This is a genomic window from Micromonospora sp. C51, assembly GCF_018070435.1.
Taxonomy (GTDB): domain Bacteria; phylum Actinomycetota; class Actinomycetes; order Mycobacteriales; family Micromonosporaceae; genus Micromonospora; species Micromonospora sediminimaris.
In genome coordinates this window covers 179,746-194,622 of the sequence record NZ_JAGPXQ010000003.1, presented here as the reverse complement: position 1 = coordinate 194,622, position 14,877 = coordinate 179,746, and the positions used below count along the sequence as shown (strand labels likewise).

General features: G+C 70.8%; 14 protein-coding genes. 7 read left to right on the top strand and 7 right to left on the bottom strand.

All coding sequences use genetic code 11. From position 1 onward, the window contains the following. Nucleotides 1–4: 4 nt before the first annotated feature. Both KBX50_RS06190 and pseB read right to left on the bottom strand, forming a co-directional pair. Complete coding sequence (locus tag KBX50_RS06190) at nucleotides 5–1,165, bottom strand: DegT/DnrJ/EryC1/StrS aminotransferase family protein (RefSeq protein WP_210935388.1); 1,161 nt, start codon at nucleotides 1,163–1,165, stop codon at nucleotides 5–7. After that, nucleotides 1,162–2,145: a UDP-N-acetylglucosamine 4,6-dehydratase (inverting) gene (gene pseB, locus KBX50_RS06185; protein WP_210935386.1), complete on the bottom strand. Its 984-nt coding sequence runs from the start codon at nucleotides 2,143–2,145 to the stop codon at nucleotides 1,162–1,164. Before pseB ends, KBX50_RS06190 begins: the two co-directional genes overlap by 4 nt. A gap of 267 nt (nucleotides 2,146–2,412) precedes the next feature. Here pseB and KBX50_RS06180 point away from each other — a divergent pair, with 267 nt between their 5' ends. Continuing rightward, a complete protein-coding gene (locus tag KBX50_RS06180; RefSeq protein WP_210935385.1) occupies nucleotides 2,413–4,173 on the top strand; it encodes a glycosyltransferase family 39 protein in 1,761 nt (586 codons plus the stop codon). A 66-nt stretch (nucleotides 4,174–4,239) separates the two neighbouring features. Here KBX50_RS06180 and KBX50_RS06175 read toward each other — a convergent pair whose 3' ends face one another. Next, entirely contained in the window at nucleotides 4,240–4,800 is a 561-nt protein-coding gene (locus tag KBX50_RS06175) for a GNAT family N-acetyltransferase (RefSeq protein WP_307870858.1), read from the bottom strand. Between the two features lie 27 nt (nucleotides 4,801–4,827). Here KBX50_RS06175 and KBX50_RS06170 point away from each other — a divergent pair, with 27 nt between their 5' ends. From KBX50_RS06170 to KBX50_RS06155, 4 genes are read left to right on the top strand one after another with little or no spacing between them, the layout of a single operon-like run. Then, entirely contained in the window at nucleotides 4,828–5,079 is a 252-nt protein-coding gene (locus KBX50_RS06170; protein ID WP_093403117.1) for an acyl carrier protein, read from the top strand. Next, nucleotides 5,076–6,347, top strand: coding sequence for an AMP-binding protein (locus tag KBX50_RS06165; protein WP_210935384.1), 1,272 nt, complete (start codon nucleotides 5,076–5,078; stop codon nucleotides 6,345–6,347). The genes KBX50_RS06170 and KBX50_RS06165 overlap by 4 nt, the downstream gene beginning before the upstream one ends. Then, nucleotides 6,340–7,098: an SDR family NAD(P)-dependent oxidoreductase gene (locus tag KBX50_RS06160; RefSeq protein ID WP_210935383.1), complete on the top strand. Its 759-nt coding sequence runs from the start codon at nucleotides 6,340–6,342 to the stop codon at nucleotides 7,096–7,098. Before KBX50_RS06165 ends, KBX50_RS06160 begins: the two co-directional genes overlap by 8 nt. Then, complete coding sequence (locus KBX50_RS06155) at nucleotides 7,082–7,642, top strand: hypothetical protein (RefSeq protein WP_210935382.1); 561 nt, start codon at nucleotides 7,082–7,084, stop codon at nucleotides 7,640–7,642. The genes KBX50_RS06160 and KBX50_RS06155 overlap by 17 nt, the downstream gene beginning before the upstream one ends. A gap of 10 nt (nucleotides 7,643–7,652) precedes the next feature. Here the strand turns inward: KBX50_RS06155 and KBX50_RS06150 are convergent, their stop codons facing one another. Further along, on the bottom strand, nucleotides 7,653–8,600 hold the full coding sequence (locus tag KBX50_RS06150; protein WP_210935381.1) for a TerC family protein: 948 nt from the start codon (nucleotides 8,598–8,600) through the stop codon (nucleotides 7,653–7,655). 192 nt (nucleotides 8,601–8,792) lie between these two features. Further along, the gene (locus tag KBX50_RS06145; protein ID WP_210935379.1) at nucleotides 8,793–9,899 is read right to left on the bottom strand and encodes a potassium channel family protein; all 1,107 of its coding nucleotides are present in this window, start codon (nucleotides 9,897–9,899) and stop codon (nucleotides 8,793–8,795) included. 185 nt (nucleotides 9,900–10,084) lie between these two features. Between KBX50_RS06145 and KBX50_RS06140 the strand changes: the two genes are divergently transcribed. Continuing rightward, nucleotides 10,085–11,095, top strand: a complete 1,011-nt coding sequence (locus tag KBX50_RS06140; protein WP_210935377.1) for a Fic family protein — start codon at nucleotides 10,085–10,087, stop codon at nucleotides 11,093–11,095. Between the two features lie 13 nt (nucleotides 11,096–11,108). On the opposite strand, the gene pseI is transcribed toward KBX50_RS06140, so the two are convergent. Together pseI and KBX50_RS06130 are read right to left on the bottom strand one after the other, a co-directional pair. Beyond that, nucleotides 11,109–12,161 carry a pseudaminic acid synthase gene (pseI, locus tag KBX50_RS06135; RefSeq protein WP_210935605.1) on the bottom strand — a complete coding sequence of 351 codons (1,053 nt, stop codon included), beginning with the start codon at nucleotides 12,159–12,161 and terminating at the stop codon, nucleotides 11,109–11,111. Beyond that, nucleotides 12,152–13,276 (bottom strand): glycosyltransferase, encoded by a 1,125-nt coding sequence (locus KBX50_RS06130; RefSeq protein WP_210935375.1) that lies wholly within the window; start codon nucleotides 13,274–13,276, stop codon nucleotides 12,152–12,154. The genes pseI and KBX50_RS06130 overlap by 10 nt, the downstream gene beginning before the upstream one ends. A 281-nt stretch (nucleotides 13,277–13,557) precedes the next feature. Here KBX50_RS06130 and KBX50_RS06125 point away from each other — a divergent pair, with 281 nt between their 5' ends. Next, nucleotides 13,558–14,856, top strand: a complete 1,299-nt coding sequence (locus KBX50_RS06125; protein WP_247673194.1) for an acyltransferase — start codon at nucleotides 13,558–13,560, stop codon at nucleotides 14,854–14,856. Nucleotides 14,857–14,877 lie beyond the last annotated feature (21 nt).

Genomic DNA, 14,877 nt, shown 5'->3' with positions numbered 1-14,877 from the left:
TCCCTCAGGCGGCGGGCCGGAGCGAGGCACCGCGCAGGGCCGCGGCCAACGCGTCGATGACGCGGTCCTGGTCGGCGTCGCGCAGTCCAGGGTAGAGCGGCAGCGACAACTGCTGGGCGTAGAAGGCCTCCGACACGGGGCAACTGCCGCGCCGGTAGCCGAGATCGGCGAAGGCCGGGTGCCAGTGCGCGGGGATGTAGTTGACCTGGACACCGATGCCGGCGGCGCGCATCCGTTCGTAGATCTCGCGGCGGCGACCGTCGAGCACCCGGATCGGGTACAGGTGCCAGGCCGGAGCCGCCCACTCCCGCCGGCCCGGGACGAGTACGCCGGGCAGCTCGGCGAGGGCCGCGTCGTAGCGGGCCACCAGCTCGGCGCGGCGGGCGAGGAAGTCGCCGAGCCGGCGCAACTGGCTGCGGCCGAGCGCGCACAGCACGTCCGGCAGCCGGTAGTTCAGGCCGAACTCGTGCACCTCCTGGTGCCAGCCGCCCTCGTCGGGCCACCGCAGCTCGTCGGCTTCCCGGACCAGCCCGATGTTGCGGAACCGGCGGGCCCGCTTCAGTAACCGCGGATCGGTGGTGGCGACCGCGCCGCCCTCGGCGGTGGTGAGGTTCTTGGTGGGGAAGAACGAGAACGTGGTCAGGTCGGCAAGTGATCCCACCGGCCGGCCCCGGTAGGTGGCGCCGATCGAGTGGGCCGCGTCGGCGAGCAGCAGCGCGTCGCTGCCGTCGAGCGCGGTGCGCAGCACGTCGTAGTCGGCCGGATGGCCGGCGTAGTCGACCGCGGCGACGACCTTCGTCCGTTCGGTGGTCGCCGCGGCCACCGCTGCCGGATCGAGGGTGAACGTCTCCTCCTCCACGTCGGCGAAGACGACCCGCGCGCCGAGGGCGACCGCGCTGCTGGCGGTGGCCACGAACGTCATCGGCGGCACGATCACCTCGTCGCCGGGGCCGACGCCGGCCGCCGCGTACGCCACGTGCAGTGCGGCGGTGCCGTTGGAGACCGTGGCCACCCCGGCACCACCGGCCCACGCGGAGATGTCCGCTTCGAAGGCGGCGACCTCCGGGCCGGTGGTGAGCCAGTCGCTGCGCAGCGCGGCGACCACGGCGGCCACGTCGTCGTCGGTCACCGACTGGCGTCCGTACGGAAGAAAGGACGAGGTCATGCCGCGATGCCGAGCATCTCACGCAGCTGGGGCACGGTGAGCCACTCGTCGTTGGTGTCCGACTGGTACGCGAACCCGTCCGCCACCGGCTCGCAGCCGACGGGCGGCTGGTAACCCCAGGTGGCGATGGTCGGCTGCACGATGAACCGGTCCTTGGCGACAAGCGTCCGCCGGCTGTCGTCCGGGGCGATCATCTCCTCGTGCAGCTTCTCGCCGGGCCGGATGCCGATCTCGTGGGTGGTGGCCTCCGGGGCGACCGCCTCGACCAGATCGAGGATGCGCATGCTGGGGATGCGGGGCACGAACAGCTCGCCGCCCTGCATCTGGTCGAACGAGTCGATGACGAACTGCACGGCCTGGTCCAGGGTGATCCAGAAGCGGGTCATCCGCTTGTCCGTGATCGGCAGGCTCTTGCCCTCGGCGGCGAGCCGGCGGAACAGCGGAACCACCGAGCCCCGGCTGCCGACCACGTTGCCGTAGCGCACCACCGCGAAACGGGTCGGGTGCTGTGCCGCGTAGTGGTTGGCGGAGATGAACAGCTTGTCGCCGACCAGCTTCGTCGCGCCGTACAGGTTGATCGGGCTGGACGCCTTGTCGGTGGAGAGGGCCACCACCTTCTTCACACCGGCTTCGATCGCGGCGTCGACGACGTGCTGCGAACCGGTGATGTTGGTGGCGATGAACTCCGACGGGTTGTACTCCGCGGTGTCGACCTGCTTGAGGGCGGCGGCGTGTACGACGTGGTCGACGCCGTGCATGGCCCGGGTCAGCCGGTGCCGGTCCCGGATGTCGCCGATGAACCAGCGCAGCCGGGGGTCGTCGCCGAGCTGCTGGCGCAGCTCGTACTGCTTGAGTTCGTCACGGGAGAAGACCACCACCCGGGCCGGATCGGTCTCGGCGAGTAGGTGCCGCAGGAAGGTCCTGCCGAAGGAACCCGTTCCCCCGGTGACGAGGATGGACGATCCGTTCAGCTCGCTCAACTGGTGCTCCCGTGTGTGTCGGATTCGCGGTCGGCCTCGGCCGGCCGGGTGGGAACGCTAGACGCGGTGGGTTAACGGGCCCGAGCCCTGCGGTTAACCACGTGCCGTGCGGCGATGAATGGCGAGCACCCAGTTGGCGAACACCTGCTGTCCTCGCGGCGTGCCCGCCGACCTGCGTCGACCGGCCCGTTAGCGTCTCGACCCGACCGGGAACCGCGGCGCGTCTGGACGACGGCTGCCTGCCCGGCCGCGTCGTGGGAGGGAACGATGACCGTCGAGGCCGAGGCGACCCGGGCCGGGGACACGGGCGGGTCGGTGGACCGGCCTGGGCCGGCGCGCCCACACCGTCGACGCTGGCTGGTGCCCCTGCTGCTGGTCGGCGGCTGGCTGCTCGGCACCGCCTGGCGGATCTGGTTGGCCCGTCACGCCAGCATGCCGTTCGCGCACACCGACGAGGACAGCTACCTCAACACCGCACGCGCACTGGCCGGCGGGCCCGGCGGGTTCAGCAGCGAGAACGAGACCCTGCGCCGGATCGGCTACCCGTTGCTGATCGCGCCGGTCTTTCTTCTCGACCGGGACTTCGTCGACACCTACCTCCTGGTACGGGTGATCAACGCGGCGCTGAACGCGACGGTCCTGCCGCTGGCGTACCTGCTCGGTCGCCGGCTGCTGGGACTGCGACCCGGTCCGGCCCTGGCGGCGGCGGCCGGCGCGGCGACGTTGCCGGCGGTGGCCTTCCACGCCACGGTCGCGATGACCGACGCGGTGCTCGGGCCGCTGCTGCTGGCCTGGCTGCTCGCCGTGCACCGGCTGGTCGAGCGGCCCGGACCGGTCGCCGCGGCAGGGTGCGGCGCCCTGGTGGGGGCGGCACACCTGGTGCACTCGCGCGGGGTGGTGGTCGTCGCCGGGTTCGCGCTGCTGGCTCTGGCGCTGGTCGTCCGCCGTCGGCTGGACCCGGCCGCACTGCTGGCGGCGGTGCTGCCGGTGGTGGCCGCCGTGCTGGCCAATGAGGCGGGGGTACGACTGCTCGGCGAGACGGTGCAGCTGCTCGGCAACCCGCCCAGTGGCAACGTCGTGCGGGCGGTCACCTCGGTCCGAGGACTGTCGCAGGTGCTGGCATCCGTCGGTACGCAGGTGTGGTACCTGACGGTCGTCACCTTTGGACTGGCCGGGCTGGCCGGTGCCGAGGCGGTGACCCGGCTGTGTCGCCGGGGCGGTGACGCCACCCGATGGACGTTCGGGGTGGCCCTGTTGACCACCGTCGGCGTCGCCGTCGGCGCGGAGGTGGTGCTGGCCGGCATTCCGGACCGGGTGCCGGACGCCATCTACGCCCGGTACGTGCAGATGTTCGCCCCGTTCTGGTTGCTGGTCGGCATCGGGTTGCTGTTCGGTGCCGCGTACCGTCCGCTGCTGCGCCGGGTCGGGGCCGCCGTGCTGCTGCTGGCGGCGGGCGGCGCACTGATCCACCTCCGCCTGGCCCACGCCGCGGCCCAGGGTGCGCCGCTGCGCTGGGGTGGGTTCAGTGCGCCGGACCTGATGGCCCTGACCGGCGGGTGGCGACAGCTGCGCCCGCTGGTCGGCTCCGCGATCGGGATTGCCGGTTGCCTGCTGCTCGTGCTCGTGCTGGCGACCCGCCACCGGGCCGCGCGTACCCGCCTGCGGGCGGTGGTGCTCACGACGCTGCTCGTGGTCAACGTGGCGACCATGCAGGTGATCACGCAGCGACTGATCCGCCCACTGGCGGCGGCCGGCACCCCCGTGCCCAGCGTGACCGACCTGGGGGTCCGGCCCCCGGAGCGGGTCGCCGCGTCCACCGGCGTGCCCTACCAGCTCCGGTTCAACCTCAGTCACCAGGTCACCTGGACCGAGGTGCCGTGGTTCCGCGACCGGCCGCCGGCCGGCGCGGAGGTGGTCTTCGCCCGCTGGGCACCCGGCGAACCCGACGACTGGGACGGCACCCGGTACGGCTTTGTCCGGCTGGGCGGCGACCCGCAGCGGAAATGGGCCGGGTGGCGACGCCGGTGATTCCCGCACTGGTGGCCCAGGTAACTCGTCGGCCACGTGAACAATGCGTGGACGGAAAGCCAATTATCAGCGAACGCGACGGTTGGCGCGCTCCAGAGAAATGGGTATGACAGTGATTTCCCGGCCGTCGTGGGTCTCCTGGCGGCCGGGCCCCTCGACAAAACGGAGCCGCCGGTTCATCTGGCGTACCACCGTGTTGTGGGCGAGCACCTCACCGTCGAGCCGGTCCAGCGCCAGCACGTCGAAGGCGTGGTCGACCGCCTCCCGCATCACCTCCAGCCAGGCGGGCAGCGTCTCACCCCGTTCGGCCAGCCCCTCGGCGTCCAGGTAGAAACCCCACCCGCCGGTACGCGGGCCGGACAACCGCAGGTCGAAGTAGGTGACCGCGCCGCTGGGCACGCCGTCACGCAGGTAGGTCAGTACCCGGCGGGAGGGGTCCTGACGAACCGCCGACCACCACCGTCGGTGCTCCTCGGCGGTGATGACGTGACTGGTCTTGCTGACCTGACGGTTGATTTCCTGATTACGCCAGGACAACATCAGGTTAACGTCGTCCTCGGTGGCGTCACGCAACACGTACCGCTCGCTTTCCGTTCCGTTTACCTGGTCACCGGGCACCCTAATCACGATTCACCTGGCTGTACACTCCGCCGCATGAAGGAATTGAGTCGGGCGCAGATTCGCGACCTCATGGGCGAGGTTCTCAAGAACCAGGGCAAAGCGTTGCCCGCCGACGACGCCGCCGATCTGCGCGAGGTTGGCTTCCGGTCGCTGGACTTCTCCGAGTTGGCGCTGCGCGTCGAGGACGCCACGGGGGAGGAGCTGAACTTCGACGCGCCCGGGCTGCGCCGGATCGCCACCGTCGGCGACGTGCTGGACTTCCTCGTCGAGTTGCAGCGGCAGTGAGCGTCGAGACCGCCCCGCAGGCCCCCGCCCATCCGGCGGGGCTGGACAACCGGATCGTCGTCGACGGTGCCACCCTCACCTGGCGTGACCTGCCGGAGCTGACCCTTCCGGGGCCTGCTGCCGCGCTGGCCCACTCGGCCCGGCACGCGCTCGCGGCCGCCCGGCACCACGCCGTGCACGGCACCGAGCTGCTGCTCAGCACGGCCAGCCGGGTCGACGCGGCGATGCGCGCCGAACTGCGCGACGCCGGGTTCGCGGTGATCAAACTGGGCGGTGACCACACGGCGGGGGACACGACCTCGCCCGCCTCGCGAGCCGCCGAGACCGGCCGGCTGTGGCTGCTGACCTCCGGCTCCACCGGTCGTCCCAAGCGGGTGGGGCACACCCTCGAATCGCTCACCACCGTCCGGGGGCAGCAGCCCGCACGGACCTGGCTCTGCCCGTACGCCCCCGGCACGTACGCCTGGTGGCAGGTGGTCACGCTGTCGCTGACCCAGCCGGGTCAGCACCTGGTGGTGGTGGAACCCGATCAGCTCGACGACTGGCCGGCGCTGGCGGCCGAGCACGGTGTGGACGCCGCCTCCGGCACCCCCACCTTCTGGCGGCGAGCCCTGCACCGCGATCCGGCCGGGCTGGCCCGGGTGCCGCTGCGTCAGCTGACCCTCGGCGGTGAACCGGTCGACCAGACCATCCTGGACCGGTTGCGGGAGGTGTTCCCAGCCGCCCGGATCTCCTGGATCTACGCCTCCTCCGAGGTCGGCGCGGCCATCGTGGTGCACGACGGGCGGGCCGGGTTCCCGGTGGAGTGGTTGGACCGGGCAGCGCCGGACCGGCCCACCATCGGGGTGCACGACGGAGAACTGGTGATCACCTCGCCGTACCACGGTGCCGGGCTGGACGGTCCGGTCCGCACCGGCGACCGGGCGCAGGTGAGCGGTGACCGGGTGCTGATCACCGGTCGGCTCGACGCGGACGAGATCAACGTCGGTGGCAGCAAGGTTTCCGCCGGTGTGGTCCGCGACGTACTGACCGCGCATCCGCAGGTGGCCTGGGCCCGGGTCACCGGCCGACGCGCCCCGCTGCTCGGCCACATGGTCGTCGCCGAGGTGGTGCCGGTCGGCAGCGCCACCGCGCCGGCCGAGGCCGGGCTGGACGAGGCGACGCTGGTGCGCTGGTGCGCCGACCAGCTGCCCGAGTACGCGGTCCCGCGCCGGATCCGTGTGCTGACCGAGATTCCCGTCAAGGAGACCCTGAAGAGCGATGTCTGACCCCACCACCCCCGCCCAGCCCGTACCGCCCAGCTCCGTGGTGCTGGTCTCCGGCGGATCCCGCGGCCTCGGCCTCGCCATCGTCACCGACCTGCTCGAATCGGGCCTGAAGGTGGCCGCCTTCGCCCGTACCGTCACCCCCGAGCTGGCCAAGCTCGCCGACGCCCATCCGGAGCGGGCGCACGTCGGGTCGGTCGACGTGACCGACCTCGCCGCAGCCCAGGCGTTCGTCCGGGCGGCCGAGGAGCGACTCGGCCCGATCGACGGCGTGGTGAACAACGCGGCCGTCGGGCAGGACTCGCTGCACGTGCACACCGCCAATGCCGACATCGCCCGGATCATCGAGACCAACCTGACCGCGCCGTTGCAGCTCACCCGGCTGGCCGTGCGGCGGATGCTGGCCCAGGGCCGACGCGGGCGGATCGTCAACATCACCTCGATCTGCGCGCAGCGCGGCTTCCCCGGCCTGGTGGCGTACTCCGCCACCAAGGGCGGGATGGACGCGGCGACCCGCTCGCTGGCCCGGGAGCTGGGCGGGCGGGTGCTGGTCAACGCGGTCGCGCCGGGCTTCTTCGCCTCGGAGATGTCGGCGGTGCTCGGCCAGACCCAGCTCGATCAGATCGTGCGCCGTACGCCGACCGGTCACCTGACCGAGCCGGCAGAGGTGGTGCCGGTGGTGCGGCTGCTGCTACGCGACCAGACGAACATCAACGGCCAGGTCATCGTGGTCGACGGTGCCGCCTCGATCTGATCCGCCGCACCCGTTGTCCCGCACCCACGACGGTGCGGGACAACGGGTCTCCGCCCTGCTCGCCGCCGCACCACGGCACCTGCGGGTGGCGGCGGTGGCCGCCTCGGGTGACGCCGTCACCCGCAGCCATCTCGGCGACGGACGTTGTGTCGGCTGGTACGCCCCGCCGGTGCCCGGCTGGCGGGTAGCGATCGACGCCGAGCGGGCCGCCGCCGCGCCACCCGCCGCGCTGGCCCGTCGGTTCGGGTCCACCGACTTCTGGGGTCGGTGGACCCGCGTCGAGTGTCTGGCCAAACTCGCCGACGTACCGGTGGCCACCTGGTGGCATCGGCACGGTCTGGAGGTGCCGCCCGGCACCGTGTGGCTGTGGCGCACCCTGCCGCTGGCCGACCTGGTCGTCACCGTCGCCTTCACCCCGGCCGCCCCCGCCGCCCGCACCGCCCGCACCGACCCCGCCGCCCTCGCCGACCTCGCCGACCTCGCCGACCTCGCCGGCCGATATCCGCGCACTTTCCCCGATGTTGCGGTGTCCGGCGCCGGTTGAGACCGCACCATCAGGGAAGTTGTGCGGGCTCCGGCGCTTCCGAGCGAGAGCTGGTGCTGCGCAGGCTCCAGGCGATGGACACCGCGATCGTCGCCACGATGACGCCCAGGGTGACCGGGATGGGGAGCTTGCCGACCGGGGTCTCGGACAGGATGAGCTTGACCCCGGCGAAGGCCAGCAGCACCGCCAGGCCGTAGTGCAGGTGCACGAAGCGGCGCAGCAGGCCGGCGAGACAGAAGTACAGGCTGCGCAGCCCGAGGATCGCGAACGCGTTCGCCGTCCACACGATGAACGTGCTGGTGGTGATGGCCAGGATCGCCGCGACCGAGTCGATCGCGAAGATCAGGTCGGTGGTCTCGACCGCGATCAGGACCACGAACAGCAGGGTCGCGACCCGCCGGCCGTTGACCCGGGTGAAGAACCGGTCGCCGTGGTAGGCCGGATCGGTCGGCACGAGCCGGCGGACCAGCCTGACGACAGGGTTACGGTCCGGCGGGGTCTGCTCGTCGTGCCGGAACGCCATCTTGTAGGCGGTCACGATGAGGAACGCACCGAACAGGTACGCGGTCCAGAAGAACGTCTCCAGCAGCTCCGCGCCGACGAAGATGAACACGAACCGGAACACCAGCGCGCCGATGACTCCCCAGAACAGGACCTTGTGCTGGTACGCGGCGGGAACTCCGAAGTAGGCGAAGATCATCGCGAAGACGAACACGTTGTCGATGGAGAGCGCCTTCTCGATGAGATAGCCGGCGAAGTACGTGCCGGCCACGTCGCCGCCCTGCCATGCCCACAGGATCACCCCGAACAGCAGGCCGGCGGCGATCCAGATTCCGGACCAGGTCGCGGCCTCGCGGAAGCCGATGACGTGGTTGTCACGGTGCAGGAACAGGTCGATGGCCAGCATCGCGGCGATCGCCAACATCAGCAGGGCCCAGACCCACCAGGAGACAGACACCGGAGAGACCTCTCGTCCGGCCGGACCCGTCGCCGGGCCCGGCGTTGTCGGACGAAGGTCTCCCCGGCCACCGGTGTGGTGGCCGCGTCACCGGGGCCCGGATGGGCCGGGCCCGTACTGACGGTGACGCGCAGCGCGTCGGGTACTCCCCCTCGAACTACGTACAAGTATTCACGAAGCATGCTTCGTGCGTCAAGGTCGCGCCCCCTCGTCCGGGCGGTCGACCTTGATCGGCTGGCCGTCGCGGGTGGCGCCGAGCACCGACCAGCCGCGCAGCGCCGCCAGGAATGGCAGCGACTGGGAGAGCAACTCGTGGACCAACTCGTCGCCAGCCGCTGGTTGATCGAACTGCGCCCCCAGCTTGTCGACCAGCCGGGCGTGCAGCCGCCGTAGGACCTCATCGGGATCCGCGTCGTCCGCTGCCGGCTCGCTGCTCGCCGGAAGCAGATGACGGCCCAGGTAACGACTGGTGATGGTGTCCTGGAGCCGCAGCAGGGCGTACGCCAGTTCCTCCGCCCGCGGTCGGAGGCCGCGCCACGGATCACACCTGGCGGCCAGCAGCGCCGCGACGGTGACGGCGGCCATCTGCTCCAGGGCGGGCTCGATGTCGTAGTCCCGGCGGCGGGGGCGGTAGGTGAGGGCGACCAGCGGATACCGACGAACGGTGTCGTCGACCTCCCGCAGACTCGCCGCCCAGGTCGTGCACCGCTCCCGGGCCGCGTCGACCCCCTCGTCGGTCAGGCTCCGGGCGAGCAGGCCCACCCCGTCGGTGCCGCGCACCTGGTCGTAGATGGTCAGCGCGAACCGGTTGCGGACCGCCAGCCCGGTGATCAGCTCGATGAGATAGGTGGCCAACGCGGCGAAGAAGCCGAAGCCGAGGGCGGCGGCGGTCACGGCGAACAGCTTCTGCGCCCCGGTGTCCGGAGTGAGGTCGCCGAAGCCGAGTACGGTCAGCAGCCCGGTCGCGTAGTAGAGGGCGTCGACGAAGCCGGCCGGCCCGTAACCGGCGACCCGGTGGTAGCCGTCCAGGCTCGGCCAGACGACGAGCGCGACCCCGAGCACCAGCGGCCCGAGCCAGGCGAGGAACGTGCCGGTGACCAGGATCGGTCCCGCCCAGACCAGCGGCGTGCGGCGAGGCGTCCGACGTCGGCCGGCGGTCAGCGACGAGGCCCGCCAGACCAGCCGCCGGACCGTACGGGCGACCGGTCCCTCCGCGTCCGGATGCAACACGGTGAGCCAGACGTCGACCACCACCACGGCGATCAACGCCAGGCCCGCCGCCACCGCCACCAAGGTCATACGCAGAGGTATACCCCTCCGACGGAAACCGGCACCCTCAGATGAGGTCTCAGCCCGGCGCGGTGCCGCAGGCCACGGCTACCCATGGTTGATAAGTTCTATTAACCCTTCCAGAGATGTATCAACTAATCGAGTTGATAAGATAAATTCGTTCCCCGTCAGGTGTATCAAGTGAGGGTGGGCTCATGGCGCGAGGACGTCCATCGCGTGCGACCGTCTATGGACGCCTTGAGGGGGCGATAGAAGAGCTGAACAAGCGCCTCGGTGGGTTGCCTTCGCCCAAGGAGGCGGAGTTCATCTGGGCGGAGATCTGGCATCTGGAGGCTCACCACTCCACCGCGTTGGAGGGCAACACCCTCGTACTCCGCGAGGTGGAAGCGCTCCTGGAGCGTGGCCGCGCCGTGGGTGCCAAGCCCTTGAAGGAGTACATGGAGGTTCAGGGCTACGGTGCCGCCGCCCGATGGGTCTACGGGCAGGCGCTCGAACCGGGGGACTGGCACGACGGTGCACTCATCAGCCTGTACGAGGTTCGCCAGGTGCACCAGCGAGCAATGTCGCCGGTCTGGGAGGTAGCTCCTCACCCGGACGCGACCCCTGCCGAAGGGCCCGGTCAGTTCCGCGAGCACGACATCCGACCATTCGACGGTGGGATGACACCGCCGCCGTGGCCCCTGGTACCGGCCGCCGTAAGTGAGTGGGTCGACTTTGTGAACGATCACGCTGACGAGTTGGGCAGTCGCGAGGCACCAGTGCCGTGGCCTGAGCGGCTGGCTGAGGTGCACAACGAGTTCGAGAAGGTGCATCCGTTCATCGACGGCAACGGGCGGGCTGGTCGGCTGCTGCTGAACCTCATTCTCGTCCGCCTCGGCTACCCGCCGGTCATCGTCCTCAAGCGACAGCGGTCGAGCTACCTCAACGCACTACAGCGTGCCGACGACGGGGACTGCGGTGCGCTGGGAGAGATTCTGGCGCGGGCGATGTACGACAACCTCAACCGGTTCATCGTGCCCAATGTGGCGGGACCGGCTCGGCTCGTGCCGCTGACCGCGCTGGCCAACGAGGAATTCAGTCTCGCTGCCCTCAGGCAGGCCGCACAGCGCGGACGGCTGGATGCGATGCAGGGGCCCGACGGTGTGTGGAGAAGCTCGCGACACGCGGTCAAGCACTATAAGAACACCAAGGGACGCCGGCGGTAGAGCGGTCGGCAGGTCAGATCAGGTCCCAGCTCAGCGCGGTGCCGCGCGCCACGTCTGCGCTGAAGCGGCGGCCCAGCACCCGGTCGATCTCCACCGGGGGGAGTCCACCGGCCGGTCGGATCGAGCGGACGTTCTGCACGGTCACCTCGTCGCCGGCGCGTACGTCCGCCACCACGTACAGCGAGCGCCGGAAGCGCAGGCCCTCCTGCTCGGCCGGCGTCGGCCCGACCGCCGTGCCGCCCAGTGCCGCGTACGCCCGCTCCGACTCGACCACCAGGGCGGCCAGCTCGGTGGGGTTGAGGGAGAAGTCGGAGTCCACCCCGCCGTCGGCGCGGTCCAGCGTGACGTGCTTCTCGATGAAGCAGGCGCCGAGCGCCACCGAGGCGACCGGCACCCCGATGCCCGGGGTGTGGTCGGACAGACCCACCGGTACGCCGAACGCGTCGGCCAGCACCGGGATGCGGCGCAGATTGCTGTCGGCCGGCGGTGCCGGGTAGGAGGCGGTGCAGGCCAGCAGGATGATCCCGCCTGCGCCACCGTCGCGGGCGGTGCGTACGGCGGCGTCGATCTCGGCCAGGGTGGCCATCCCGGTCGAGATGACCATCGGCTTGCCGGTGGCCGCGACCAGCCGGATCAGCGGCAGGTCGACCAGCTCCGACGAAGCGATCTTGTACGCCGGAGCGTCCAGTTCCTCAAGCAACTCCACCGCGGTGGAGTCGAACGGGGAGGAGAAGACGGTCAGCCCGTGGGAGCGGGCCCGCTCGAAGATCGGCCGGTGCCACTCGTACGGCGTGTGCGCCTTCTCGTAGAGCCGGTAGAGGTTCTGCCCGCCCCACAGCTCGTGCCCGCCGGAGATGCGGAAGTCCGGTGTGTCCACGTCGATGGTGATGGTGTCCGGCCGGTACGTCTGGAGCTTCAGCGCGTGCGCGCCGCTGGCCGCCACGGCATCCACGATGGACAGTGCGCGGTCCAGGTCTCCGTTGTGGTTGCCGGACATCTCAGCCACCACGAAGGGTCGCTCTCCGGTGCCGACCAGATGCGACCCGATCTTGAACGTCATTCCGATCCGTTTCCGTGCGTGCTTACCAAGGTGCGGTCCTGGGCCGGGTTGCCCGGTGCCGGGTCGGCCCCGTCCGTCGAGGGGTCCCCGCCGTTGCTGCCGCGTAGCCGGCCGGCGAGCCGATGGGCCCGCCGCAGCGCCGCGTACGCCAGGTAGCTGTCGCGGCCGACCAGTCGGTGCTTGAGCCCCGACACTCCGCCTGGTCGGGGGTAGCCGCCGCGGGGCAGGTACGTGCGGTAGTGCGCGGCGACCCGGCGGAAGAAGTCCCGGCGCAGGTGCGGATGCAACCGGTCGTCGTTGCCCACCACCACCAGGAAGTGGTTCACCATCAGGTCGAACAGTTCCGCGTGCCAGCGCCCGTCGGGATGCCGTTGACGCAGCCAGGCGAAGAGCCGGTCGTACTGCTCGAAGGAGTCGAAGTGCCGGCCGCTGCGCGTCGAGGTGATCGCGCCCTGGCGACCCTGACGGTACAGATAACAGACCCGGTCCAGCACGCTGATCCGATCCGCGCCGATCAGCAACGGGTGGCTGAACGGGATGTCCTCGTACCAGCCGGGGTGGAAGCGCAGGCCCAACTCGGCCATGAACTCCCGGCGTACCACCTTGTTCCAGGCGGTGTGCTGCACGCGCAGCAGGTGCGGTCGGTCGGCCAGCCGCACCACGCCGGGGGTCGCGCGCAGCAGCCGGCTGCTGGCGTCCACCTCCTCGCGCCCGCACTCGTGCACCCGCAGGTGGTCGACCATCATCACGTCGGGGCGGTCCGCCCGCAGCCGGTCCAACACGGCCGGGATCGTCCCGGCTGGCAGCCAGTCGTCGCTGTCGACGAACCAGACGTACCGGCCGGTGGCCACGTCCAGGCCCGCGTTGCGGGCCGGCCCGAGGCCGACGTTGCGGTCCAGGTGCAGGACGCGCACCCCGGGATGCTCGGCGGCGTACTCGCGCAGCAGTTCACCGCAGCGATCCGGTGAGGCGTCGTCGACGGCGATCACCTCGACCTGCGCCGCCTCGTCACCCGGGATGTCGGCGTGGATGGAGTCCAGGCACTGGCGCAGGTACGCCTCGACGCCGTAAACCGGCACGACGATGCTCAGCAGCGGCGTTGGCGTCGGCGGTGTGACCACCCGGAAACCTTCGGCCACCCGGGTTGACGAACCTGGAACCTGACGTGGCCGGGCGCGGTGGAGTTTTTGAACAGCCGATGAGTGCCAGGTTAACGGCGGGGCACTTGTTCGTCTGTAGGGTCGCCGGTGATCGATCTGGACAAATGCCGCGGTGGCGGTGCCCCGCTTGCGGCAGGGCGGCCGAGCCAGGCAGTTGTCTGCCAGCCACCCGAGGTAGGGTGCCCGGCGGGCCGCGCCGAGATGGACGTGCGGGTGACGTGGTCGAGAACCGGGAGGTGGGCATGACGAGCACTACCCTCGCGGCGTCCGAGACCACCCCGCGCGGGCGTACGGACGCCGACCGCCTGCCGTCGCTGACCGGACTGCGGTGGATCGCCGCGCTGCTGGTCTTCGGCTTCCACGCCGGCACCATGCGCATCATCGCCGATCCCGGCCCGCAGGCGCTGGTGGGCGAGATCTTCACCCTGGGTCTGTCCGGGGTGCAGTTCTTCTTCATCCTCAGCGGTTTCGTGCTGGTCTGGTCCGCGCGGCCCGGTGCCTCCCGCCGCCGGTTCTGGCGACGCCGGTTCGCCAAGATCTATCCGAACCATCTGGTGCTGTGGGCGCTGGCCATGCTGGCGATGCTCTGGTTCGCCGATCCGATAAACCCGGTGGCGGCGCTGGAGAACCTCCTGCTGGTGCAGGCCTGGGATCCCCGGCCCGGCCACTTCTACAGCGTTAACAACGTCAGTTGGTCGCTTTCCTGCGAGCTGTTCTTCTACCTGTGCCTGCCGCTGGTGCTGCCGGCGGTGCGGCGGGCCCGACCGTGGCTGCTGTGGGCCGTGGTGATCGCGGTGCCGCTGCTGATCCTGGCGCTCTGGCCCGGACAGGCACTGGTGCCGGAGTCGGATCGCTGGTGGTTCGCCCAGGTCTTCCCGCTGGTCCGTTCGCTGGAGTTCTGGATGGGCGTGGCCGCGGCCGAACTCATGCTGCGGGGCCGCTGGCGGGGGCCCGGGCTCCCCGTGGCCAGCCTGATCTTCGTCCTGACCTGGGTGGCGGCCTCCCAGTGGATCCCGGCCGAGTTCTGGGCGGCGCTGCTGGCGGCGGCGTACGTCCTGGTGATCGCCGCGGCGGCCGACGCGGACGTGCACGGACGGCGCTCGCCGTTGCGCTCCCGGACGATGGTCTGGCTCGGCGAGGTCTCTTTCGCGTTCTACCTGGTGCACGTCTTCGTGATCATGACGATCCTGCGGTCGACCGGCGACTGGGGCACCGGCCTGCCAGGCTGGTGGGGTCCGCTCGCGGTGATCGGATTCCTGCTGCTCACCCTGGGGTTGGCCGCTCTGTTGCATCGGTACGTGGAACAGCCGATGATGCGTCGCCTGGCCCCGTCCCGACCGCCGCGACCCGGCCCGCCTGGCGCTGCGGCGCGATCCGGGTCACTCGGTGGCGTGGCGCGATCCGAGTCGCCGGGCGCGGAGCGTTCCGAGGCGTCGGCCGGCCCGTCGGCGGCCGGGCTGCCCCGACAACGGGCGTCCCGGGGCGGTGCGGACCCTGCCGGAGACGTCGAGCATGGCCGGACCGTCCATCACGGACAGTAAGTAGTCAGTAGCCTGACCTGC